This is a genomic window from Acidimangrovimonas sediminis, from assembly GCF_002871005.1.
GTDB lineage: Bacteria > Pseudomonadota > Alphaproteobacteria > Rhodobacterales > Rhodobacteraceae > Acidimangrovimonas > Acidimangrovimonas sediminis.
This window is the reverse complement of sequence record NZ_PHSN01000005.1, coordinates 1-24597: the sequence shown is the minus strand read 5'-3', so window position 1 is coordinate 24597 and position 24597 is coordinate 1. Positions and strand designations below refer to the sequence as shown.

At 68.3% G+C, this 24597-nt stretch carries 18 protein-coding genes and 1 pseudogene; 12 read left to right on the top strand and 7 right to left on the bottom strand.

Features of this window, described 5'->3' with window-relative positions; translation table 11 throughout:
* Positions 1–1074: 1074 nt before the first annotated feature.
* Positions 1075–1860: pseudogene (locus CVV76_RS25670) on the top strand (recombinase family protein); the annotation flags it as partial.
* Between the two features lie 201 nt (positions 1861–2061).
* On the opposite strand, the gene CVV76_RS04530 reads toward CVV76_RS25670, so the two are convergent.
* Both CVV76_RS04530 and CVV76_RS04525 read right to left on the bottom strand, forming a co-directional pair.
* Entirely contained in the window at positions 2062–3429 is a 1368-nt protein-coding gene (locus CVV76_RS04530) for an FAD-dependent oxidoreductase (RefSeq protein WP_102223457.1), read from the bottom strand.
* Positions 3430–3790: 361 nt separating this feature from the next.
* Entirely contained in the window at positions 3791–5098 is a 1308-nt protein-coding gene (locus tag CVV76_RS04525; RefSeq protein ID WP_102223456.1) for a DEAD/DEAH box helicase, read from the bottom strand.
* Between the two features lie 831 nt (positions 5099–5929).
* Here CVV76_RS04525 and pyrC point away from each other — a divergent pair.
* The 4 genes from pyrC to CVV76_RS04505 all read left to right on the top strand — a co-directional run bounded on the left by pyrC (position 5930) and on the right by CVV76_RS04505 (position 10708).
* Positions 5930–6967 carry a dihydroorotase gene (gene pyrC, locus CVV76_RS04520; protein ID WP_102223455.1) on the top strand — a complete coding sequence of 346 codons (1038 nt, stop codon included), beginning with the start codon at positions 5930–5932 and terminating at the stop codon, positions 6965–6967.
* Between the two features lie 2 nt (positions 6968–6969).
* Positions 6970–8037, top strand: a complete 1068-nt coding sequence (locus CVV76_RS04515; RefSeq protein ID WP_102223454.1) for a class I SAM-dependent methyltransferase — start codon at positions 6970–6972, stop codon at positions 8035–8037.
* A 37-nt stretch (positions 8038–8074) separates the two neighbouring features.
* Positions 8075–8755: an orotate phosphoribosyltransferase gene (locus tag CVV76_RS04510; RefSeq protein WP_102223776.1), complete on the top strand. Its 681-nt coding sequence runs from the start codon at positions 8075–8077 to the stop codon at positions 8753–8755.
* A gap of 435 nt (positions 8756–9190) precedes the next feature.
* A complete protein-coding gene (locus CVV76_RS04505; protein ID WP_102223453.1) occupies positions 9191–10708 on the top strand; it encodes a replicative DNA helicase in 1518 nt (505 codons plus the stop codon).
* A gap of 200 nt (positions 10709–10908) precedes the next feature.
* Here the strand turns inward: CVV76_RS04505 and CVV76_RS04500 are convergent, their stop codons facing one another.
* Positions 10909–11358 carry a hypothetical protein gene (locus CVV76_RS04500; RefSeq protein WP_102223452.1) on the bottom strand — a complete coding sequence of 150 codons (450 nt, stop codon included), beginning with the start codon at positions 11356–11358 and terminating at the stop codon, positions 10909–10911.
* 218 nt (positions 11359–11576) lie between these two features.
* Here CVV76_RS04500 and moaA point away from each other — a divergent pair, with 218 nt between their 5' ends.
* Positions 11577–12578: a GTP 3',8-cyclase MoaA gene (gene moaA / locus CVV76_RS04495; protein ID WP_102223451.1), complete on the top strand. Its 1002-nt coding sequence runs from the start codon at positions 11577–11579 to the stop codon at positions 12576–12578.
* Positions 12579–12581: 3 nt separating this feature from the next.
* Positions 12582–12992: a DUF1810 domain-containing protein gene (locus CVV76_RS04490; RefSeq protein WP_102223450.1), complete on the top strand. Its 411-nt coding sequence runs from the start codon at positions 12582–12584 to the stop codon at positions 12990–12992.
* A 114-nt stretch (positions 12993–13106) separates the two neighbouring features.
* Here the strand turns inward: CVV76_RS04490 and CVV76_RS04485 are convergent, their stop codons facing one another.
* From CVV76_RS04485 to argE, 3 genes are all read right to left on the bottom strand, one after another.
* The gene (locus CVV76_RS04485; RefSeq protein WP_102223449.1) at positions 13107–14273 is read right to left on the bottom strand and encodes a M20 aminoacylase family protein; all 1167 of its coding nucleotides are present in this window, start codon (positions 14271–14273) and stop codon (positions 13107–13109) included.
* A 296-nt stretch (positions 14274–14569) separates the two neighbouring features.
* A complete protein-coding gene (locus tag CVV76_RS04480; protein WP_102223448.1) occupies positions 14570–15922 on the bottom strand; it encodes an NAD(P)/FAD-dependent oxidoreductase in 1353 nt (450 codons plus the stop codon).
* A 28-nt stretch (positions 15923–15950) separates the two neighbouring features.
* Positions 15951–17114, bottom strand: coding sequence for an acetylornithine deacetylase (gene argE / locus CVV76_RS04475; RefSeq protein ID WP_102223447.1), 1164 nt, complete (start codon positions 17112–17114; stop codon positions 15951–15953).
* Positions 17115–17336: 222 nt separating this feature from the next.
* Here argE and CVV76_RS04470 point away from each other — a divergent pair, with 222 nt between their 5' ends.
* The 5 genes from CVV76_RS04470 to CVV76_RS04450 all read left to right on the top strand — a co-directional run bounded on the left by CVV76_RS04470 (position 17337) and on the right by CVV76_RS04450 (position 23286).
* Complete coding sequence (locus CVV76_RS04470) at positions 17337–18344, top strand: ABC transporter ATP-binding protein (RefSeq protein ID WP_102223446.1); 1008 nt, start codon at positions 17337–17339, stop codon at positions 18342–18344.
* An 88-nt stretch (positions 18345–18432) separates the two neighbouring features.
* On the top strand, positions 18433–19383 hold the full coding sequence (locus CVV76_RS04465; RefSeq protein WP_233192740.1) for an ABC transporter ATP-binding protein: 951 nt from the start codon (positions 18433–18435) through the stop codon (positions 19381–19383).
* A gap of 66 nt (positions 19384–19449) precedes the next feature.
* The gene (locus CVV76_RS04460) at positions 19450–21171 is read left to right on the top strand and encodes a peptide ABC transporter substrate-binding protein (protein WP_102223444.1); all 1722 of its coding nucleotides are present in this window, start codon (positions 19450–19452) and stop codon (positions 21169–21171) included.
* 125 nt (positions 21172–21296) lie between these two features.
* Positions 21297–22304: an ABC transporter permease gene (locus tag CVV76_RS04455; protein ID WP_102223443.1), complete on the top strand. Its 1008-nt coding sequence runs from the start codon at positions 21297–21299 to the stop codon at positions 22302–22304.
* On the top strand, positions 22297–23286 hold the full coding sequence (locus CVV76_RS04450; RefSeq protein WP_102223442.1) for an ABC transporter permease: 990 nt from the start codon (positions 22297–22299) through the stop codon (positions 23284–23286). Before CVV76_RS04455 ends, CVV76_RS04450 begins: the two co-directional genes overlap by 8 nt.
* Before the next feature lie 138 nt (positions 23287–23424).
* On the opposite strand, the gene CVV76_RS04445 is transcribed toward CVV76_RS04450, so the two are convergent.
* Positions 23425–24492, bottom strand: a complete 1068-nt coding sequence (locus tag CVV76_RS04445; RefSeq protein WP_102223441.1) for a cytochrome c oxidase assembly protein — start codon at positions 24490–24492, stop codon at positions 23425–23427.
* Positions 24493–24597: the final 105 nt, after the last annotated feature.

The window sequence follows — 24597 nt, the reverse complement described above, 5'->3', positions numbered from 1 at the left end:
CACCGCATACGCGGGGGTTTCACACCCCCGCACCCCCGTGTGATATTTCCACTCAGAAGAAGACAGGTCCTCCTCCACTTTCTGCTCGAAAATATCCCGGGGGTGCAGGGGCCTGACCCGGCCGTTAGTTGCGCCCACGTTTGCGCTCAGACTGAAACAGCCACCAGACATGAGAAAGCCCGCCTCCCAAAGGGGGGGCGGGCTTTCGCAAGCTGATGTGAGAGACGGGCGCGAGCCGCCCCTGCCTCGAGCGGGCTCAGTCCTCCTGCGAAGCCGGGACCGGGCGCTTCTCGCCTTCAGGCGATGCGGTGCGCTGGTCAGTGGCCGTCACGTGCTCGACACCGCCCACCGCCCCAGGAAGGCCCGCGAGGTAGGCCGCTTGGGCGCGCCTCCCCCGAACCGCCTCCAGCCTCTTCGCGGCGGATGAGCTGCTTGCGGGCCTGCGCCCGATGATCGATGCGAGAGGTGGCCGCCAGACCCTCCGGTTCGCGATCGCGCGGTCAGGGTGACGCGCGATCGCGAACCGGATGCCCTGACGGACCCGGGCGGGAGCGTGTCGTATCCCAAACCTGGAGAACACCATGTTCCACACGACCTCCATTGTTCCGTCGCAGGACGACGCCCCCTAGTTCACCCGGCTGCGGTGGAACTACACCTAAGCCAGACCGAGCCGGCCCCGGGTCGCGGTTTCAGAACAGGAGCCGCGGCCCATCTTCGTCCGACCAGCGCTCGTCCACCGGAAGGTTTGATAGTGAAGAAGAAGTTTCTTTCGTTTTACTTCAGAGGCTTATTCGGGGCGACACAAGAAACTTCAAGAATCTCACGCGGACTTTTCCCGACCCCAACGAGCTACCCCTGCATTCGAAGCCCCAGACCAAGAGGACAGACCATGCAGGCACCCACCCCCACCACGCTCACCGCCGCCAACGACACCCCGAACGGTGCCGCGCAGACCGCGCTCATCGGTCTCGTGACGCTGCTCGTTCGCGCCGAGATCCGCCGCGCTGCCAACATCAACGCCGCCCCAGCCAAGGCGGTTGAGACCGCCGCCAACCAGACCAAGGAAGCGCTCCAATGACCCGCGCCGCGATCTATGCCCGCTACTCGAGCGACCGCCAGAAGGCGACCTCGCTCGACGATCAGATCGCAATGGCTCGCAGGCTTTGCGAGGACAAGGGATGGACCGTCGTCGCCGTTCATTCCGACGCCGAGATGACCGGCAAGAACGCCCGCCGTCCCGGCTTTCAGGCCCTTCGGGAGGAGATCCGAAAGGGACGTGCCGACGTCGTCGTCATCGTGTCCATCGACCGCATGACCCGGCGCGTCGTCGATGCCTTGAGCGAGTTCGAGATGTTCGAGTTTCAGGGTGTGAAGCTCTTCTCGATCGCCGAGGGCGAGCAGGACTTCATGAAGGTCCTGCTTCTGGGTTATGGCGCCCAGCTCTACAGCCAGTCGATCGCGATCCATACCGAACGCGGGCGCCGCGCCGCGCTGGAGACCCGCCAGCGGCTCCACAGCCTCGCCTATGGTTATCGCCGGAAGGAGTGCGAGACCGGCGTGAACCGCGAGATCGACCCGGAGCAGGCCGAGATCGTGCGCCGGATCTTCCGCGAGACCGCCGCGGGCAAGTCGGCGACGGACATCGTCAAGGGCCTCAACCGCGACGGCATCCCCTCGCCGCAAGGCTCCAAGTGGAGCGAGTCCGTGCTGCGCGGCAACATCTCCCGCAACGACGGCCTCCTGCGCAACACCCTCTACATCGGGATCGCGCGGCTGGGGCAGACGCATCGCCAGGACGATCCCGAGACCGGCAAGCGCAAGGTCACCATCACGCCGGAGGAGGAGGTCATCGAAGTTCCGATCCCCGAGCTCAGGATCGTGCCGCAGGAAGACTGGGATGCGGCCCAGGCCCGGATCCTCGAGAGTGCGGAAAAGGCGAAGGCGGTGGGCAATGCCCGCGCCGCCCATCGCACCCGCTACCTGCTGTCGGGGCAGGGGGCAGCGCCCCCGCCGGCGCGACAGCCGCCACCGGTACCACTACCGGGGGCGCACCCTCCGATGTCAGCGGATCCGCACGCCCTGCCGTTCCAATTCCGCCTGCACCGCGCCGATGTCGACGGCGTCAACCTCCCGGCTCTCGGCCACGGCCTGCGCGGCGGCAATGCCGGCCCCCTGCCCTGCCACGGCGCAGCAGGCCATGTTGCGGGTGGCGGCGTGGGCAATGCGGTCGCCCCCGGTGGCGCGGCCCGCGACGAGCAGGCCACGGACCTTCCGCGGCAGCATCGAGCGGTAGGGGATCTGCATGTAGCGCCCGGTGGTGGGCAGGATCAGGATGCCGTAGCCGTCGATGAATTCGGGATAGATGCCGATCGTGTCCTCGAACCGGCCCTGGTGGCGCACGTCGGCCTCGGTCATGTCGTAGGCGGCAAGGATCTTGCGGGTGTCGCGGATGCCGATCGACATGCCGAAGTTGCGCAGGCGCACGCCTTCGCAGCCCGGCATGTAGCGCCTGAGCGCCTCGACCGCGAGCATGCCCTGGCGACGGCCCTCGATCTCGCCTTTCGTCAGGCTGTCTGGGTCGGTGCCGTCCACCTCGGCAAGGTGGACGAGGTTCATGTAGGTCAGCTCGCCCGTGTCATGCGCTGCGCCCCAGGTGCCCGCGATGGTGGACAGTTGCGCGGGGATCAGCCCCTCCTCGATCGCCTTGGCGAAGGGTTTGCGCAGGAAGGGCGAGAACATCGCGTCCTCCTTGCCATCCGTCTCCACCTGCCATTCGCCGGTGGACCAGTCGCGGTAGGTCTGGGGATCGGCCTTGACCGCCGTCATGAAGGCGCGCTTGTCGACCCCCGCGAGGTGGAACATGACGGAGGCCGCCTGCATCTCCTCGACCGGGGTCTTCCGGGTGGGGGCGCCGGCGCGATGCGCGATGTCTGCGTCGCCCGTGGCGTCGATCACCACGCGGGCGAGGATCGCCTCGCGCCCGGCCTTGGATTCGACGATCACCCCCGCGATGCGGTCGCCATCCATGATCGGCGCCACCACCTGGCGGTGCAGCATGGCGTGGATCCCCGCCTCCTCCACCAGCCGGTCGGCGACCAGCTTGAAACCCTCGCTGTCGATCTCGTAGCTCAGCGACTGGCTTTCGGGGACGGCGGCGCCGGCTTCCTTGGCGCGTTCCTCGAACTCGCGGCCGATGCCGTTGGCCTCGATCGTGGCCTCATGGCGGTACCAGGCGAACCCCTCGACGCCGACCACCGTGATGTTGCCGCCAAAACAGCCGAAGCGCTCGACAAGGCAGACCTCGGCGCCTGCGCGGGCGGCGGCAAGTGCGGCGGCGAGGCCCGCTGGGCCGGAGCCCACGACGAGGACGCCGGTACGGTGGATCACCGGGGTTTCGCGCGCGGGTTCGGTGACGTGGTCGAGGGGCATGGGGATCTCCCGTCCGGAATGGCAATCCGGTTGGGGTGCCAGAACGCCGACGGGCCTTCAAGCCGGTTTGCGACGGTTCGGTGACGGTGGCAGACGCCCGCGCAGAATGCCCCGACGGGAGCGGGGACAGCGCCTTCCCGTGGGATGGCGCAGTCTGTCCTCGGAGACAGGCGCTTCATGCCCGGCCATACCCCTTCATCGAAGGAGCATCGCGCAAATGACAAAGCGCCAGACCGCGGAGGCGGGCCGGCGCTGGCCCTGCGGCTTTGCCGCGTACCGGGCCGGGTCAGTGATCAGCAGAGGGACGACCCTGACGGTCCGGTGCGTAGGGTGCGTTCAAGCGCACCCTACCAGCTCTCCGTCAGGCCATTTCCGAGCGTTGGCCGCGACGCGCGGGGCGACGACGACGGGCGCCGCCCGGCTTGCCCGCACCGGCCCCGGCGCCACCGCCGTTGCCGCCGCCGTTATGCGCACGGCCACCCGGCTTGCCGCCGGGGCGACCGCCCGGACGGCCCTGCCCTCCGGACCGCGCCGCCTGCGCCGCTGCGGGCACGTTGCCGACCGCCGGGATCGCGCGGCCCATCACCTTCTCGATCGCGCGGAGGTCCGAGACCTCCTCGGGCGCACAGAAGGCCACGGCCGTGCCCTCGCGCCCGGCCCGCGCGGTGCGGCCGATACGGTGGACGTAGTTGTCGGGCACGTTGGGCAGGTCGAAGTTGTAAACGTGCCGCACCTCGGGGATGTCGAGGCCCCGGGCGGCCACATCGGTCGCCACGAGGATCCGCAGATCGCCTTCCTTGAAGGATTGCAGCGCGCGGGTCCGCTGGCCCTGGCTCTTGTTGCCGTGGATCGCCGAGACCGCGAAGCCCTGCTTCTCCAGCCCGCGGGCCAGACGGTCGGCGCCGTGCTTGGTGCGGGTGAAGACCAGCGCCAGCTCGTCACGGTGCTTGTCCAGCATCTCGGCCAGAAGCGGCGCCTTCTCGGATTGCGAGACGTGGTGTACGCGCTGGTCGATCTTGTCGGCGGGCTTGCCCGGAGGGTTCACCTCGATCCGCACCGGGTTGGTCAGGTAGGCGCCTGCGATCTCGGCCATCTGCTTGGGCATGGTGGCGGAAAACAGCAGCGTCTGGCGATCCTTCGGCAAGAGCTTCGCGATCTGGCGCAGCGCGTGGATGAAGCCGAGGTCGAGCATCTGGTCGGCCTCGTCCAGCACGAGGAAGCGGGTGCGGTCCAGCCGCACCGCCTTGCGCTCGATCAGGTCGATCAGGCGGCCGGGGGTGGCAACGAGCAGGTCGTAGCCCTTGTGCAGGCGGTTGATCTGCGGATTGATCGAGTTGCCGCCGACGACAACGCCCACGCGCAGATGCGTTCCCTTGAGGAAGAGGTTGAGGTTCTCGTGGATCTGGGCGGCCAGTTCGCGAGTGGGGGCGAGGATCAGGCCGGTCACGCTTTTCGGTTCGGGCGCGCGGCCCTCGCCCAGGAGCGCGTTGGCGATCGGCAGGCCGAAGGCCGCGGTCTTGCCGGTGCCGGTCTGGGCGAGGCCCATCACGTCCTTGCCGTCGAGCGCGGGCGGAATGGCGCGGGTCTGGATCGGCGTCGGCTCGGAAATGCCGGCGGCCTTGAGGTTGGCGAGAAGGTTGGGGCGCAGCCCCATCTGGTCGAAGCTCATGTCGTGTCCTTGATCGCCCCGGCCGTTCCGGCGGGGGCTTGGAAAAATGCAGCGCCGCCGCCCGGCGTGGGGGCGGTCGCGGATCGGGGGCGCGGATACGCTGACCGTGGGACCGGATTGCCCCCTGGCCGTCAACCGCGTCGGCCCCGTGCGTGTGGGGGAACCATTGGATCGAGGTTTCCATAGTCGACGGACCGCTGCGGCCCGGACCTGCTCACGCGGCAGGGAACACCTCTGGACGGGCAAATGGGGCAATTTCGTGGGAAAGTCAATGGGGCGGGTTGCGCGGGGGATCCGGGCCGCGCGCCCCGTGGCCCGCCGGTCAGGCGAGTATTTGCACAAGAAAGAAGGAGGGAGGCGCGCAGGCGCGGCGGCGGCGTGCAATGTGGATCGCGGCGACAGGTGGCGGGACCTCGGGCCCTAAGGACAGGCATTGCCGTCGCTCTTTCCCGGGCGGCCAGCCCGGGTGGCGCACGCCCCACGCGGTCGCGCAACTGCGACATCGCCGCGCACTCAATCGCCGGAAGGTAGTGAAACGATAAATCCATGACCACGACCGAAGCACATGCACCCACCCAGGGTCGGGCGCCGCCCCCCCGTGCTTTGCGCCACGCGTCTCGGGGGCCAGCCCTGCCACGCAACCTCCTCGCCTCCTCCCCGGGCGCCGCCCTCCGTGCCAAGCTCGCAGCTGCGCGAATGATCTGGCCCTGACCTGGCCGTCCCCACTGACGCGTCCTCGGAAGCCCTGCCCAACATCGGCCGCTCCGCATCGGCACCGCCAGCCCGCCAAGCCATCTGGATATTACCCGCGCTTTCGGCTAACGCGGTCGCATGACACAGAGCCTCACGATCCGCCGCCCCGATGACTGGCACCTGCACCTGCGCGACGGGGCCATGCTCGAGGGTATCCTGCCCGAAACGACGCGCCATTTCGCCCGCGCCATCATCATGCCGAACCTCGTGCCGCCGGTCGTGACCGGGGCACATGCGGCGGCCTACCGCGAACGCATCCTCAAGGCGATGCCGAAGGGCGCCGCGTTCACCCCGCTGATGACGCTGTACCTGACCGAAGATACCGACCCGGAGGACCTGGCGCAGGCCGCGGCCTCGGGACTGATCTCGGCGGTGAAGCTTTACCCGGCGGGGGCGACGACCAACTCCGCCTCGGGCGTGCGGAACTTCGACCGGGTGCGGGGCGTGCTGGAGAAGATGGCCGAGATCGGCCTGCCGCTCTGCGTGCATGGCGAGGTGACCACTGCGGACGTCGACATCTTCGACCGCGAGGCGGTGTTCATCGACACCGTGCTTGACCCGATCCGCCGGGCGACGCCGGGGCTGCGCGTGGTGATGGAGCATATCACCACCAAGAACGGCGTGGATTATGCCAGCGCGGGGGGCGAGGACCTCGCCGCGACGATCACCACCCATCACCTGGTGATCAACCGCAACCATATCCTCGTCGGCGGGATCAAGCCTCATTACTATTGCCTGCCCGTCGCCAAGCGCGAGGAACACCGGCTGGCGCTGCGGGCGGCCGCGACCTCGGGGGAGGGACGGTTCTTCCTCGGCACCGACTCGGCCCCGCATGTGGACGACCTGAAGGAACATGCCTGCGGCTGCGCCGGCTGCTTCACGGCGACCAACACGATGTCGGTGCTGGCCGAGGTGTTCGAACAGGAAGGCGCGCTCGACCGGCTGGAGGCCTTCGCCTCGCTCAACGGGCCCGCCTTCTACCGCATGGCGCCGAACGACGAGACGATCACCCTGACGAAGGGCGACCCGGTCGCCTACCCCGCCAAGATCTATACCGGCGCCGGGCCGGTCACGGTGTTCGACCCGGGCTATCCGCTGCACTGGCGGGTCGACTGAGCGTGGCGGGCGTCGACCATGTCGTGCCCCTGATCCTCGGCGGACGCACCGCCGACCTGGCCGAGGCGCTGATCGACCTGCCCGGCCAGGCGCTGACCAATCTTCCCGCGGGCGCCATCGGCCCGGCCCTCGACTGGCTGGTCGAGGCGGGCCGGACGGAGGAGGCGCTGGTCCTCTATCATTCCGCCCATGCGGTTCAGGCCGCCGTGCCGCTGCCCGTGAGCCTTGCCCACGCCTTCGCGGCACAGGGGCGGCACGCGATGGCGATCGACCTGCTTGCCGGCTGGGCCGAGGGCGCAAGGAAGCGGCCCGGGGAATACCTGCGTCAGGCCGAAGCGCTGGAAACCCTGGGGGAACCGGGGGCCGCGCTGCCGGTCCTCGCGGCGGCGGTGCGCGCCTATCCGCACTCCGGCGCCTTCGCCACCCATCGTGCCCGGCTGCTGAACGCGGCGGGCGACCGCGCCGCCGCGCTGGCCGAGCTTGACCGCGGCCTCGACGCCGACCCGATCCAGCCGCCCTGGGTGCGCGGGCTGCGTGCCGCCCTCGCGGGCGAGGCGGTGACGCTGGGCCCGCTGATGGTGGAGCTTCCGCCCGATCTGCTGGAGCCCGACATGTTGCTGGCCACGCTGCAGGGACGCCACCGCGCCGCCGCGCGCACCGCGGCGCTGGCCACGGACCTGCCGGGATCCTGGCGCCTTCACGATGCCCGGGCGGGATCGGGCGTGCTGGCCTTGCAGATCGCCCGCGCGGCCCCGGCCGCCGATGTGACCGCCTCCGATCCCGACCCTGCATTATGCGGGCTGGTCGCGCGCAACCTTGCCGCGAATGGGCTGCCCGGCGCGGCAACCATGTCCGGCGCGGACCTGCCCCCCGTGGAGGTGTTGATCACCCCGCTGGGCGAGGCCCTGCCTGCGATCCCTGCCCCGCTGTCGCGGCTGATCGCCGAACCCCGGCCGGGGCTGCCGCCCGCGACGCTGACCGCGCATCTTGCCGCGCTTTTCGAGCTGGGGTTCACGCTCGATCTCTCGGGCGCGCCCGAGGTGCTGATCCTGACCCGACCACCCGCCTGATCCTGTCCGCACAAATGCCCGAAGGAGCCCGCCGATGATGCTGCCCGCCACCTACCCGCCGAAGGAAGAGATCGCCCGCCTGACCGCGCGCATGCTCCTGGAGATCAAGGCCGTCCATTTCAACGCCGACGAACCCTTCACGCTGGCCTCCGGCCTGCCGTCGCCGACCTACATCGACTGCCGCAAGCTGATCTCCTTCCCGCGGATCCGCTCCACCCTGATGGATTTCCTCGCCTGCACGGTGATGCGCGAGGCGGGGTTCGAGGCCTTCGACAACGTCGCAGGCGGCGAGACGGCCGGCATCCCCTTCGGCGCCTTCATGGCGGAACGGCTGGGCCTGCCGATGACCTATGTGCGCAAGAAGCCCAAGGGCTACGGCCGCAACGCGCGGATCGAGGGCGCGATGACCGAGGGGCAGCGGGTGCTTCTGGTCGAGGACCTGACAACCGACGGCGGGTCGAAGCTGAGCTTCGTCGACGCGATCCGCGACACCGGGGCGAGCTGCGCGCATACGGCGGTAATCTTCTACTACGGGATCTTCCCGGAGACGGTGAAGACGCTGGGCGATCACGGCGTGCAGCTGCACCACCTCTGCACCTGGTGGGACGTGCTGGAAGAGGCCCGCGCGCAGGAGGCCTTCGACGCCGACACACTGCGCGAGGTCGAGGCGTTCCTGACCCAGCCGCGCGCCTGGCAGGAGGCCCGCCGGAAGACCTGAGGTCGCCGCAGGCACCGCGCAACCCGGACGGCGGCGGAGCGCCCTCCTCGGGCGCCCTCCGGCGCCTCCTCGTCCGTGTCCGGCGGTCGCTTCGGCTAACCCACTGGCCCGGCAGGGATAAGATTCCTGTGGATAGCGCTGGGGACAAGTTCGCCCGCTGAGCCGCGCGAATCGCGCAGGGCTGGGGGTGTTTCGCGAAGTGCATCAATATGTGGTAGGGTGCCCGCCAAGGCGCCGCAGCGCCCCCGAGTCGCCCACAGGCTTATCCCGGAAACCGCCCACAGCTCTGTCCACTTTGAGAGCCCGGCGGTTTCGGCTATGACGGGGGATCACGGCAGCAGACCGGGACCGGCCACACCAGGGCCCGGCATCATACAGGCAAAACCGCCCCGGGCGCCGCCGCGCCCGACCGGCGCAGTTTCGGAGGTTTCGAGCATGAACGAGTTGTCGCCCGCCCGGCACGACCCCGAATCCGAGGGCCAGCCCCCGGCCCAGGGCGGAGGCGCCCTGGCGGCGCAGGTCGCGCCGCACAACATCGAGGCCGAGCAGCAGCTTCTCGGTGCGATCCTGACCAACAACGACGTGTTCGACCGGATCGCCGCCACAGTGAAGGCCGACCATTTCTACGACCCGGTGCACCGCCGCATCTTCGAGGTCGCCGCCGCGCGGATCCAGAAGAACGCGCTGGCCTCGCCGGTCACGCTCAAGGCCTTCCTCGAAGAGGACGAGGGGCTGAAGGAACTGGGCGGCCCGGCCTACCTCGCCCGTCTCGCGGGGGCCGCGATCTCGGCCCATGCGGCGCGGGACTATGGCCAGATGATCTATGAGCTGTCGGTGCGGCGCGAGCTGATCGAACTGGGCACCGAGATCTCGCAGAAGGCGCAGAAGGTCGACGTCAAGAGCGAGCCGAAGGACCAGATCGTCGAGGCCGAGCAGCGGCTTTACAAGCTGGGCGAGCAGGGCACGGCGGAGCGCGGCTTCCAGTCGTTCCTGAAGGCCGCGACGGATGCGGTGAACCTCGCCAACGCGGCCTACCAGCGCGGCGGCGGCCTCTCGGGCATCTCCACCGGCCTGATCGACATGGACAAGAAGCTGGGCGGGCTGCATCCGTCCGACCTTCTGATCCTTGCGGGCCGTCCGTCGATGGGGAAGACCTCGCTCGCGACCAACGTCGCCTTCAACATCGCCAAGGCCTACAAGCGCGGCCGCAAGCCCGACGGGTCGGAAGGCGCGGTGCAGGGCGGCGTCGTGGGCTTCTTCTCGCTCGAGATGTCGGCCGAGCAGCTTGCCTCGCGGATCCTGTCGGAGGCCTCCGAGGTGGCGTCGGAAAAGATCCGCCGCGGCGACATGGAGGAGTTCGAGTTCCGCCGCTTCGTCGAGGCCGCGAAATCGCTCGAAAGCTGCCCGCTCTACATCGACGACACCCCCGCCCTGCCGATCAGCCAGGTCGCCGCGCGCTGCCGGCGGCTTAAGCGGACACATGGCCTCGACGTTGTGATCGTCGACTACCTCCAGCTTCTGCGCGGCACCGCCGACAACCGGGTGCAGGAGATCGGCGAGATCTCGATGGGCCTGAAGGCGATCGCGAAGGAACTGAACATCCCGGTCATCGCGCTGTCCCAGCTGTCGCGCCAGGTGGAAAGCCGCGACGACAAGCGGCCCCAGCTTTCGGACCTGCGCGAATCCGGCTCGATCGAGCAGGACGCCGACGTGGTGATGTTCGTGTTCCGCGAGGAATATTATGTGGAACGCGAAAAACCCTCGGACGACCGTCTCGACGAGATGGCCGCCTGGCAGGAGCGCATGGCGCGCCTGCACGGCAAGGCCGAGGTGATCATCGGCAAGCAGCGCCACGGGCCGATCGGCACGGTGGAGCTGAGCTTCGAGGGCCGCTTCACCCGCTTCGGCAACCTCGCGAAATCCTACCAACAGGACCAGGCGCAGGAATTCTGAGGGCTGCGGCGGGGCGGCCAGCTTGTGCCTCTCCCCGCCGCACCTCCCTAAAATATCTCGACAACGCGCCCTCCGCCCGCCGGAGGGCGACCAAGGCGCTCCGCCTCATCGTCCCGCCAAACCTCGCGGGGGGCAGATCCCCCCTGCCGCCGCCAAAAGCCACGCGGCCCGGGCGCGCCGCCCCCCTGGGCCGCGCGCTTTCAGGGGCCGTAGACCGTCAGCTTCGGCAGGTCGGTCAGGCTCAGCCCCAGCGCGCGATAGGCCCCCAGCGACAGCTGGCTGCCGCCGTCCTTGGGCCCCGTGCCGGGCAGAAGGTCGACGGCAAGGCGCTTGGAGCCCAGCTCGACCCGGCCCTTCTCGGGCTGCGTCACCAGGGCGGTGCGCAGCCAGAACCCTTGCCGCGCATCCGCGCCAAGGCTGGCCGTGGTCGCGCCAAGCCGATGCAGCGCGCCCTTGGATCCAGCGGCAAGCGCGGCTTGCTTCTGCGCCGCGGTGGTGGTGTCCAGCGCGCTTGCCTGCGACGCCTGCGACGGCCCCACCGGCCCGACCTTCGGCGGCGGCGCCGACTGCCGTGCCTGCCAGGGAAGGTGGCCGCAGCCCGCAAGGGCAAGCGTGGCGGAAAGGGAAACGAGGGCAAGGGCCGGGCGCATCGAAAACTCCGTCTGTTTGATCCCGCAACCTAGCCCTCCGGCCCAACTGGTCCACCCGCCCGGCCCCTGACCGCCGATGCACCTGCCCCTTTCCTTTCATTGTTCCCCAAATACGCACGCCGCCCTCACCGCCAACCCACCCGGTCCGGGGTCCTCCCCGGCACCGGTCTGGCGCGCAGCGGCTTGCCGCGCGGGCACCGGCACACTAGGTTCGCCTCATGACACCGCTCATCGACCCCTTCGCCCGAGCCATCTCGTATCTGCGCGTCTCGGTGACGGACCGCTGCGATTTCCGCTGCACCTATTGCATGACCGAGCACATGGAGTTCCTTCCGAAGAAGGAGCTTCTGACGCTGGAGGAGCTGGACCGCCTGTGTTCGGCCTTCGTGCGGATGGGGGTGGAGAAGCTTCGGATCACCGGGGGCGAGCCGCTGGTGCGGCGCGGCATCATGACCTTCTTCCAGGCGATGTCGCGGCACCTCGAGACCGGCGCGCTCAAGGAGCTGACGCTGACGACGAACGGCTCGCAGCTGGGACGTTTCGCCAAGGACCTGGCGGCAGCGGGGGTGCGGCGGGTCAATGTCTCGCTCGACACGCTGGACGAGACGAAGTTCGCCCGCGTCACCCGCTGGGGCCGGCTGCCCCAGGTGCTCAAGGGGATCGAGGCGGCGAAGGCCGCAGGCCTCAAGGTCAAGATCAACGCGGTCGCGCTCAAGGGCTTCAACGAGGACGAGCTGTTCCGGATGGTGGAATGGTGCGCGGCCGAGGGCCATGACCTGACCTTCATCGAGGTCATGCCGATGGGAGACATGGGCGAGGCGGACCGCCTCGACCAGTACTGGTCGCTCGAGGATCTGCGCAGCCGGCTCGCCGAACATTACACGCTCATCCACCTGGCCGAGCGGACGGGCGGCCCCGCCCGCTACGTGCAGCTGGAGGAGACCGGGCAAAAGATCGGCTTCATCACCCCGCTCAGCCACAATTTCTGTGAAAGCTGCAACCGGGTGCGGCTGACCTGCACCGGGGAATTGTACATGTGCCTCGGCCAGGAGGACCGCGCCGACCTGCGCGCACCACTGCGCGCGAGCGAGGATGACGCGGTGCTGGCCTCGGCGATCCGCGCGGCGATCGCGCGCAAGCCCAAGGGCCACGACTTCGACTATTCGCGCCAGACCATCGCCGGGCAGACCCTGCGCCACATGAGCCATACCGGCGGCTGATCCATGGATCTCGGCCGCTTCGTCCACGCGCAGGAAGGGGTCTGGCCCCAGGCGCTGGCGGAGCTCAAGGACGGGCGCAAGGTCACCCACTGGATGTGGTTCGTGTTTCCCCAGCTGGCGGTGCTCGGCCGCTCGGGCACGGCCAAGTTCTATGGCATTGCCGACCTCGCGGAGGCGCGCGCCTACCTTGCCCATCCGACCCTCGGGCCGCGGCTGGAAGAGGCGGCCGCGGCGGTTGCCGCGCATGATGGGCGATCGGCCGAGGAGATCCTGGGCGCTGTGGATGCCCTGAAGCTGCGCTCTTCGGCCACGCTCTTCGCCGCGGCGGGCGCGCCGTGGATGCAGCCGGTGCTGACGCGGTTCTACGGGGGCGCGCCCTGCCCGCTGACCACCGAGGCGCTGGCAGGCCCCTGACCCCTCTTCGTGGCCCTGCGGCCGCTCATCGTGGCTGCGACGAGTGCCCGGAGGGCTGGAGGAGCGCACCGCCCCTCCCCCATGCTTTCCGTCGCCTTCCGTCAGGCCGCTTCGTCAGGCCGCGGGCATCCGGCTTTCGACCATCTCGGCGAACCAGCTCGACCCGAAGGGGATCGCCTCGTCGTCGAAATTGTAGGCCGGGTGGTGGACCATCGCGGTATCGCCGTTGCCCAGCCAGATGTAGGCGCCGGGACGGGATTCCAGCATGTAGCTGAAATCCTCGGCCCCCATCATCGGGTTCATCGAGGTGTCGACCTTGCCCGAGACCGCCTCGGCCGCCGCCAGCGCGAAGGCGGTGTTCTCCTCGGCGTTCATCGTCACCGGGTAGCCGTTCATGTAGTTCACCTCGGCCGTGGCGCCGAAGGTCGCGGCAGTGCCCTCGATGATCTCGGTGATCCGCGTGCGGGCCTGGTCGCGCACCTTCGGGTCGAGCGTCCGGACCGTGCCGCGCAGGAGCACCGTCTGCGGGATCACGTTGAAAGCTTCGGATTCGGTGCGGAAGGTGCAGACCGAGACGACGATCTCGTGCAGCGGATCAATGGTGCGGCTGGCCACCGATTGCAGCGCCACCACGACATGCGAGGCCACGAGCGTCGGGTCGATCGTGGTATGCGGCTTGGCCGCGTGGCCGCCGCGGCCGGTGATCACCGCCTCGAACTGGTCCGCCGCCGCCATCATCGGCCCGGGTTTGATCGCGAAGGTGCCGACGGGGATGCCAGGCATGTTGTGCATGCCATAGACCTCCTGGATGCCGAAGCGGTCCATCATGCCATCCTCGACCATCTCACGGCCGCCGCCGCCGCCCTCTTCCGCGGGCTGGAAGATCACAACCGCCGTGCCGTCGAAATTGCGCGTCTCGGCCAGGTACTTGGCGGCACCCAGCAGCATCGCGGTATGGCCGTCGTGGCCGCAGGCATGCATCTTGCCCGGGGTCTTCGAGGCATAGGGCAGGCCCGTGATCTCGTTGATCGGCAGCGCGTCCATGTCGGCGCGCAGGCCCACCACGCGCCCGGCGCTGTCGGTGCGGCCCCGGATCACGCCCACCACGCCGGTGCGGCCGATCCCCTCGACCACCTCGTCGCAGCCGAATTCCCGCAGCCGCTCGGCCACCAGGCCCGAGGTGCGGTAGGTGTCGAACAGCAGCTCCGGGTTCTCGTGGAAGTCCCGTCGCCAGGCGGCGATCTCGGGCTGCAGCTCTGCGAAGCGGTTCTTGACGGGCATGGCGGACCTCTCTGGCGGGCCGACCGCGCGGGCCTTGCGGTCGCAGGAGGCGGGACGCAGGGGGCGAGATCGGCGGATTTGTTTGCAGGCGAACGAGTGTCGCCACTGGCGCGGATCGTGGCGCGAATTCCGGGGGGCTTCAAGGGGGTGTGGTGGCCGGCACGCCGGCCTGCTGCCCCCCCCCCGCTTTTGCCCCCCTCCGTTGCCCCGCCGGTGCAGCCCCGCCGCCGCGCCGGCGGAGACGGGGGGTGCGTATTTCGGGAACAATGAAAGGGCAGGAGGCGCGCGGCCCCTCGTCAGAGCGCCGGGCCGAGGTCGAGCGTCGATCCGTCCGAGAAGCGGCTCCAGCGGAAGCGGTTCAGGTCGTGGCCCACCTGCCCGCCATTCACGAGGTCGGCCACCACCCGGCCCATGCCCGGCCCGATGCCGAAGCCGTGGCCCGAGAGTCCGGTGGCCAGCACCAGCCCCGGCAGCGCGGGGACGTGATCGACCACCGGGACCACGTCGGGCATAGTGTCGATCATGCCGGCCCAAGCAGCCTTCAGCGCGGGCCGTCCGACCGCCGGGAAGGCCCGGGCGAAGCTGTCCTGCACCTTGCCCAGCTCCTTGAGGTTGGGCCGCGGGTTCAGGATGCGCATCCGCTCGAACGGGGTTTCTTCCTCGGTGCCCCAGCGGCGTTTCAGGCCCCAGGCGTCCGGGTAGCCCGCGGGGGCCGCCGGCAGGTAGCGCGAGCCGAAGGGATCTTTCAGCACCTGGGGCAGGAAGGCCCTGAGGCTGCGGAAGGCATGCGGCCCGATGGTGAATTCGCGGAATTCCCCGGGCGCCAGCGTGTAGCCGCCGTCGGCACGGCGCCGGAAGGCGAAGTTCCCGTCGGCCACTGCACCTGCGAAATGTTCGGGCAGCGGCACCGTCGCCGCCGCGGTCGAGATCACCGACAGCTGCGGAAGCATCACCCCGTGCCGCCCGAGGAACAGCGCCGACCAGGCGCCCCCCGCGAGCACGACCGAATCGCAGGCGATCCGCCCCCGCTCGGTCACCACGCCCGCGACCCGGCCGGCCACCATGTCGAGCGCCCGCACCGCGCAGCGTTCCGCCACCACGCCGCCCTTTGCCACCAGGGCACGCGCCAGCGCCGGCACCGCGACCCAGGGCTCCGCCCGCGCGTCCGATGCCGTCCAGATACCGCCGGCGATGCCGCCCGGCCAATCGCCCGGGTCCTTCATCAGCCCGCGCACCTCGGCCGCCGACAGCACGCGGGTATCGGTCCCGTGCGCCGCGCCGATCTTCGCCCAGGCCTCGTGGCGGGCCATTTCCTCGGGCCGGTTGGCGATGTAGAGGACCCCGGTCTGGCGAAACCCCAGATCCTCGCCCGTCCGGGCGGGCAGGTCCTGCCAGATCCGCATCGCCTCCATCATGATCGGCAGCTCGGCCGGATCCCTGCCCTGCTGGCGCACCCAGCCCCAGTTGCGCGAGGATTGCTCTGCCGCGACGCGGCCCTTTTCGCACAGCACGACCGAGAGGCCGCGTTCGCGCAGGAACCAGGCGGTCATCACCCCCATCACCCCGCCCCCGATCACCACAACGTCGGTCTTGGCGGGCGGGATCACGTCATGTTCGGCCACCGGCGGCAGCGAGAAGGGAAAGTCCATGTCCTGTCTCCAGAATCAGTCTGCGGGCTCAGGCCGCCAGATGGGCGACGAGCTTGCGCATGAAGTCCTCTCCCGCGGCCAGTTGCGAGAGGTCGAGGAACTCGTTCGGCTGGTGCGCCTGGGCGATGTCGCCGGGGCCGCAAACGATGGCGGAATAGCCGCGCTGCTGGAACTGACCCGCCTCGGTGCCGTAGCTGACGACGTTCGGCGCATTGTCGCCGGTCAGTTGCCGTGCCAGGCGTTCGGCCGCGCCGTCGGCCTCGGGCTTCAGCGGCGGGATGCCCATGCGCAGGTTGAGCGTGATCGCGGCCTCGGGGCGGATCGCCTTCATCCCGGCTTCGACCTTGGCGACGATGTCGCGGTAGGCGGCCTCCCACGTGGTGCGGTCGTCGCCGGGGACAAGGCGGAAGTCCATGGAAAAGCGGCAGTCCTTGGCAGTGATGTTGTTCGCCGTGCCGCCCTGGATCGTGCCGACATGGGCCGTGGTGTAGGGCGGCACGAAGGCCTCGGCCAGCGGCGAGGGCGTGGCCGCCGCGCTTTCCGCGTTCTTCGCGTTGGCCCAGTCGATCAGCTTCGCCGCCTCCATGATCGCCGAGACGCCGGTGTGCAGGATCGAGGAATGCACTTCGAAACCCTGCACATGGGTGTGAAAGCCAAAGCCCCCCTTGTGGCCCGACACCACCTTCATCATCGACGGCTCACCCACCACAACGGCGGCAGCCTTCGGCAGGTGCTTCACCATCTCGTCGATCATCGGCGGCGCGCCGATGCAGCCCAGTTCCTCGTCGTAGCTGAGCGCGATCTGCAGGGGGCGCTTCACCCCCGCCTCGATGGCCAGCGGCACCGCCCAGAGCGCCAGCGCATCGAATCCCTTCATGTCGCAGACACCGCGGCCGAAGAGCCTGCCGTCGCGCTCCACCACCGTGAACGGGTCGCTGTCCCAGGCCTGGCCATCGACCGGCACCACGTCGGTGTGGCCCGACAGCACCACCCCGCCCTCGACCTCGGGCCCCACGTTGGCGTAAAGCGCGGCCTTGTTGCCCTCGGGGTTGTAGACCCGTGTCGAAGTGACGCCCCAGTCCGCCAGATATCCCTCCACCCACTGGACGAGATCGAGGTTCGAGTCGCGGCTCACGGTCGGAAAGGACACAAGCTTTTCAAGGAGCTCGCGGGCGGACAGGCGGGTGGGCATGGGGGGATCCTTGGCGGTTTCGCTTTCGAACCTGCGACCCGCATGACCAAAGGTCAAGAGGTCTGCCCTATCCTTAGGCACTCGCCTCGGAAGGCGGACCATCTCCAGAAAGGTTCTTGCCCATGGGATGGAATTTGTTATCACTGACCGAAGAACGCGGCAGGGCAACGACCCCGCGCCTTATAAAAATACCAACAAAACCAACAGGTTGGGGAGTGACATATGCCCGATGGGGCGCTTCCAGTCCTTGAAGTCAAGGGCCTGAAAACCACATTCAAGACACGTGGCGGCCAGGTTCACGCGGTGAACTCGGTCAGCTTCGAACTACGCCCTGGTGAACTTTTGGGCGTTGTCGGCGAAAGTGGCTCGGGCAAATCCGTCACCATGATGTCGCTGATCGGGCTGCTGCCCTCGCCGCCCGCGGATGTATCGGGCGGGCAGATCCTGTTCGACGGTCATGACCTGCGCACCGCCTCGGCCGAGACTCTGCGCGAGATCCGGGGCGCGCGGATCGGGTTCATCTTCCAGGACCCGATGACCTCGCTCAACCCGGTGTTCACCGTGGGCTTCCAGCTGATGGAGCCGCTGCGCAAGCACATGGGGATGAAGAAGGGCCAGGCGCGCAAGCGGGCGGCGGAACTGCTGGAGCTGGTGGGCATCCCGGATGCCGCGCGCCGGCTGAAGGATTACCCGCACCAGTTCTCGGGCGGTATGCGGCAGCGCGTGATGATCGCGATCGCGCTGGCCTGCGACCCGAAGGTGCTGATCGCGGACGAGCCGACGACCGCGCTCGACGTGACGATCCAGGCGCAGATCCTCGAGCTGGTGAAGGACCTGCGCGAGAAGCTGGGCATGGCGATCGTCTGGATCACCCACGACCTTGGCGTGATCGCAGGGATCGCCGACCGGGTGATGGTGATGTACGGCGGACAGGTGGTCGAACAGGCGCCGTCGCGCGAATTGTTCGCCAACCCGCAGCACCCCTACACCCGGGCACTGCTGAAGACCGTGCCGAAGGTGCATGGGGAGCGTGACCCCAAGCTCAACGTGATCGAGGGGCAGCCGCCGATCCTGATGTCGGAGCCGTCTGCCTGCGCCTTCCGCGACCGTTGCGCCCATGCCTTCGCACGCTGCGCCACCGAGAATCCGCAGCGCGTGCCGGTCGGCACCACCGGCCACGACGTGGCCTGTTTCTGGAATCCCGATACGGGGAGCGAGCGCGATGCTTGACGGCGACGACCACCAGGACGGCGGCGAGGTGTTGGTCCACCACGAGGTTCACCGTGGCCGCAAGCTGGTCGAGGTGCGCGGACTGAAGATGTACTTCCCCATCACTGCGGGCGTGCTGCGCCGCAAGGTGGGCGACGTGAAGGCCGTGGATAACCTCAGCTTCGACATCTACGAGGGGGAGACGCTGGGCCTTGTCGGCGAATCGGGCTGCGGCAAGTCGACGACGGGCCGCGCGGTGCTGCGGCTCTACGACGTCACCGACGGCATGGTGAAGATCGACGGGCAGGAGATTGCCAAGGCCGACGCCGGCATCGTGCGCAAGATGCGCCCGACGATGCAGATGGTGTTCCAGGATCCGCAGGCAAGCCTCAATCCCCGCATGACCGTGGCCTCGATCATCCGCGAGCCGCTGGACGAGCACACCAAGCTTTCCAAGAAGGAAAAGCTCGACCGGATCTACGAGCTGATGGATGCGGTGGGTCTGAACCGCCGCTTTGCCAACCGCTATCCGCATGAATTTTCCGGCGGCCAGCGGCAGCGGATCGGGATTGCCCGGGCCTTGGCGCTGAACCCCAAGTTCATCGTCTGCGACGAGCCGATCGCCGCGCTCGACGTGTCGATCCAGGCGCAGGTGGTGAACCTGCTCGAGGAATTGCAGGACCGGCTGGGCCTGACCTACCTGTTCATCAGCCACGACCTGTCGATGGTGCGCCACATCGCCGACCGCGTGGCGGTGATGTACCTTGGCCAGATGGCGGAACTCGCGCCGCGCGACGCGCTCTACGAAGAGCCGCTGCACCCCTATACCGAGGCGCTCCTGTCCGCGGTCCCCGACCCGGACCCGGCGACCGAGACCCGGCGCGAGCGGATCATCCTGCGCGGCGACGTCCCCTCGCCCGCCAACCCGCCGAAGGGCTGCAACTTCTGCACCCGCTGCCCCAAGGTGATGGACGTCTGCAAGGACGTGGAACCCGAGTTCCGGCAGGTTCGGCCCGGCCGCTTCGTGGCCTGCCACCTGTACGGCGAGACAACAAGATAGCGGCGGATCAACCGCCCTCAAAAAAGCCATGAGGCTGAAGAGCTCAACCAACGAGGAGTGGACTTAATGAAACTCAGAATGGCCCTTTTGGGCGCGGCGGCCGCATTGGCCGCGGCCCCGATGGCGCACGCGGCAGAGGGACGCGGGACCGATGGCACCGCCAACGTCCTCTACTGGCAGGCGCCGTCGACCCTGAACCCGTACCTCTCGGGCGGCACCAAGGATATCGAATCCTCGTCGATCGTGCTTGAGCCGCTGGCCGGCTACGACCAGAACGGCAAGATGTTCCCGCGCCTCGCGACGGAGATCCCGACGGTCGAGAACGGCGGCATCGCGAAGGATCTGACCTCGATCACCTGGCACCTGAAGAAGGACATCAAGTGGTCGGACGGTACCCCCTTCACCGCTGACGACGTCGTCTTCACCGGCAAGTACTGCATGGACCCGAACGGCGGTTGCGCGCAGCTCAGCCACTTCGAGGGCGTGAAATCGATCGACAAGATCGACGATTACACCGTGAAGATCACCTTCAAGGAACCGACGCCGGTGCCCTATGGCCCGTTCGTCACCTCGGAAAGCCCGGTGCTTCAGGCCAAGCAATTCGCCGACTGCCTCGGCGCCAACGCCTCGAGCTGCACCCAGCAGAACTTCAACCCGATCGGCACCGGCCCGTTCAAGGTGGCCGAGTTCAAGCCGAACGACACCATCCAGTTCGACGTGAACCCGAACTACCGCGACCCGAACAAGCCGCACTTCGCCCACATCAACTTCAAGGGTGGCGGCGACGCCATGGCCGCGGCGCGCGCCGTTCTGCAGACCGGCGAATACGACTATGGCTGGAACCTGCAGCTGTCGCCCAAGGTCCTGTCGGACATGGAGAAAAACGGCAAGGGCAAGCTCAAGGTCGGCTTCGGTACGCTGGTCGAGCGTATCCAGCTCAACCTGACCGACCCCGATCCGAACCTGCCGTCGGACGAGCGGTCGACCGCGAAGAAGCCGCACCCGATCCTGTCGGACATCAAGGTGCGCAAGGCGCTGTCGCTGGCGATCGACCGCAACGTGCTGAGCAAGATCGGCTATGGCGAGATGGGCCGCGCGACCTGCAACTGGGTGCCCGCACCCGCCGCATTCGCCGATGCCAAGAACACCGCCTGCCTCAAGCAGGACATCCCGGCCGCCAAGAAGCTGCTGGATGAAGCCGGCTGGAAAATGGGCTCGGACGGTTTCCGCCACAAGGACGGCAAGAAACTCTCGCTGCTGTTCCAGACCTCGACCAACTCGGTCCGCCAGCAGTTCCAGGCTGTCATCAAGCAGTGGTGGAAGCAGATCGGCGTCGACACCCAGCTGAAGAACGTCAACGGCTCGGTCTTCTTCGGCGGCGATGCGGGGTCTCCCGACACGTTCCAGAAGTTCTATGCCGACGCCGAGATGTACGCCAACAACTTCTCGGGCGCCGATCCGGGCTCCTACGTCGCGCAATACACCTGCGACAAGGCTCCGCGTCCGGCGACCCAGTGGCAGGGCGAGAACATCACCCGCTTCTGCTCGAAGAAGTATGACGAGCTGATCGCCGAACTCGGCAAGACCTCGGAGATCGCGAAGCGCGGCGATATCGTCAAGAAGCTGAACGCCATCCTGACCGTCGGCCAGCCCGACAGCCAGTACGCGATGCTTCCGCTGGTCTGGCGTGGCCGTGACTCGGCCGTGTCGAACACGCTGGGCGGCGACATCCTGAACACCTGGGATTCCGAGATGTGGAACATCCAGGACTGGTATCGCAAGAAGTAACGATGCCCGCGGCGCGCCCTGCCCCACCGATCCTTTCGGCGCGGGGCGCGCCCACTCAACCCGACCGGTCCTTGCGGCAGCCGCCGCGGGCTGGGTCATACCAGGGCACCTGACAGGGGCAGCCAATGCTCAACTACACGATCCGACGGCTGATACTCGCGATCCCGACGCTTTTGTTCATCAGCCTGATCATCTTCGCGCTGCTCAAGCTTGCGCCGGGTAACCCGCTGGGCGATCTGCCGCTGACCATTCCGCCGGAGGTGCGCGCCAAGATGCGCGAGGCCCTCGGCGTCAACAAGCCGCTGCTGGTGCAATACATCCTGTGGCTCAAGGAATTCTTCTGGGTCGAGCCGCTGCACCTCTTCGACGTGCTCTTCGGCACCCATTTCTCGGACGGGATGCAGCGCATCATCTCGTGGCAGACGCGCTCTCCCGTGTTCGACATCATCGCGCAGCGGATCCCGCAGACGCTGTGGGTCGTCGGCCTGGCCTATGTCGTGGGCGTGCTGATCGCGCTGCCGATCGGGATCCTGTCGGCCTACCGGCAATACTCGGTCTTCGACCAGGTAGGCACCTTCGCCTCGATGCTGGGCCTCGCCGTGCCGCCGTTCTTTTCGGGCGTGCTGGTGATCCTCGTCTTCTCGGTCTACCTCGGCTGGTTCCCGGCGATCTACGATACCAACCTGCAGGTGAACGACTGGCACAGCTTCGTCGAGCAGCTCCGGCAGATGGTGATGCCCGTCCTCGTGCTGGCGATCCAGACCACCAGCCAGATCAGCCGCTACCTGCGCTCGTCGATGCTCGACAACCTTTCCCAGGATTACGTCCGCACCGCGCGGGCCAAGGGAATGACCGAGTGGGTCGTGGTGATGACCCACGTGCTGCGCAACTCAATGATCCCGGTGATCACGGTGATCGCGCTGGGGGTCCCCGCGATCTTCGGCGGCGCCATCGTGACCGAGCAGATCTTCCTGGTGAACGGGATCGGCCAGCTGCTGATCTCGGCCATCTACTCGAACGATCTGCCGATGGTGCAGACCCTGACCTTCATCTTCGCCGTGCTGATCGTCGTCTTCAACCTGATCGCCGACCTGCTCTACGGCGTTCTCGATCCGAGAATCCGCTATGACTGAACCGAACAAGAAGGATCCGCGCGCCGTGGCCGAGGGGTTGAACGCCGAGGCGACCCTGGGCCCGGATCACGCCCCCGCCGAGGATCTGGCGCAGCACATCGCCCCGCCCCGCAACCAGTGGTGGGACGTCTGGGACCAGTTCAAGACCCACAAGGGCGCCATGTCCGGCGCCGCGGTCTTCATCGTGATCTTCGTGATGGTGGTCTTCGGCCCCTATGTCTGGACCTTCTCGCCCTCCTACATCGACTTCGAGGCGATGAGCGCGGGCCCCAGTCTGTCCCACCCGCTGGGCACGGATCCGCTGGGCCGGGACATGCTGGCGCGGATGATGACCGGCGGGCGGATCTCGATCGCGGTGGGCATCGTGGCCATGGTGATCTCGATCTTCCTCGGCACGCTGGTGGGGGTGCTTGCCGGCTATTCCAAGGCGCTGGACGGGCCGCTGATGCGGCTGACCGACCTGTTTCTGGCGCTGCCGGTGCTGCCGCTCCTGCTGGTCATGGTCATGCTCTTCCGTCAGCCGCTCTCGGCCATCATGGGCGTCAACATGGGGATCTTCGCGCTGATCGTGTCCGCGATCGGCGTGACGAGCTGGATGCACGCCGCGCGGATCGTGCGCGGCGAGGTGCTGGCGATCAAGGAGCGCGAGTTCGTCCTCGCCGCCCGCTCGATCGGCACGCCGAACTTCCGCATGATCATGCGCCACATCCTGCCCAACGTGCTGTCGCCGGTGATGGTGGCGGCGACGCTGGGGATCGCGCAGGCGATCATCACGGAATCGGTGCTCTCGTTCCTCGGCCTCGGCTTCCCGCCGGACTTCCCGACTTGGGGGCGCCTGCTTTACGACGGGATCGAGTACATGCAGCAGACCCCGGGGCTGGTGATCTGGCCGGGCCTGGCGATCTCGCTCACCGTGCTGTCGGTCAACTACATCGGCGACGGACTGCGCGACGCGCTCGACCCGCGGATCCGGGGGCGCTGAGGCCACTTTCGGCCCCTGCCCGTCCCGAAAGACAACACCGTCGCGAGGGAAACCCCGCGGCGGTTTTTGATTGCGGCCCGGGCGGATCTCCGCCCTTGCGGCGACGTGGTGCGGGCTGCGTGCCCGCGCATCGTCCGCTCAGCCAATCATCCGCACCGTCTCGACCGTGGCGAAGAGGGTGACGAACATCAAGAGCGGGATCAGCCCAAGGCCATAGGCGGTGCGGCGGTTGCGCGGGGCGACGGCCAGCCGCAATTCCTCCGCCGTCTGCGGCATCAGCGCCATCATCTCCGCGTTGGACAGGCCGCCGCGCTGTGCCCGGGCCCAGCGGCGCTCCTCCGCGGCATTCCACTGGTGCACGACGATCAGGATAGCGGCGAGCAGCAGGAAACACGAGGGCGTCCAGATGACGTAGCCCCCCGCTGCCTCGTCGCCCAGCCCCCGACCGAAGCGGTAGAGCAGCATCGGTTTCATCGTCAGCGCCGCACCGATCAGAAGCTGCGCAAGCGCCGCTGCGATCAGCATCGCCTGCCGGCGCGCATGCGGCGGGCCATGCGGCGCATCCTGCGGGTGGAACAGCGTGGCGAAGAACAGAAGGCCAGAGGCCAGCCAGGTGGCCTGCATCAACGTTCCCCCGACCGCCTGCCCCGCCACGGCCTGCCCCGACACGGCCTGCATCGCCGGCAGACACCAGACCCCCAGTCCCAGGATCAGCCCCAGTGTCGCCGGGACTGGCCGCGCCGCCGCCCGCAGACCCCGCCGGATGCGCCCACGGTGCGGCAGACGTCGCGCCAATGCCCGCCGTCCCCACCGTGGCAGCCCCGCGATCAACGCTGATTGCGGCGTGCCCAGAAAGAACAGAAGCGGGCCGAGAAGGCGCAGCGCAAACCCCTGCCAGGCCTGCCCCTCGAAACTGTCGCCGGCCCAGGACGCCAGCGGCGATTGCAGCGCCGCCCACAGCGTCAGGAGCCCCGCGTAAACCGCCGCCTGCCGTCCCCAGGCAACGGGCCGTCCGCGCCGCTCAAGCCGCTCTACCCCTTGCATGTAGGTCCAGGCCACCAGCGCCAGCGCACCCACGATCACCGGGTTGAAGCCCCAGAAACCCGCGGGAATACCGTCCGGCACCCCGCCCGGGGCCGCAACCGTAGCCGCAGCAACGGCCACCCGTGGCGCCAGCACCGCGCCGAGGATCAGGAGGATGCGCATCGGATCCCCTCCCCGGATCGTCAGGCCATGGCGAAGGATAGCCTGTCGCCCCCCTCCGCTCAACGCCCCGTAGCGCGCGTTTCGACGCCCCTCCTCCTCCCTGAA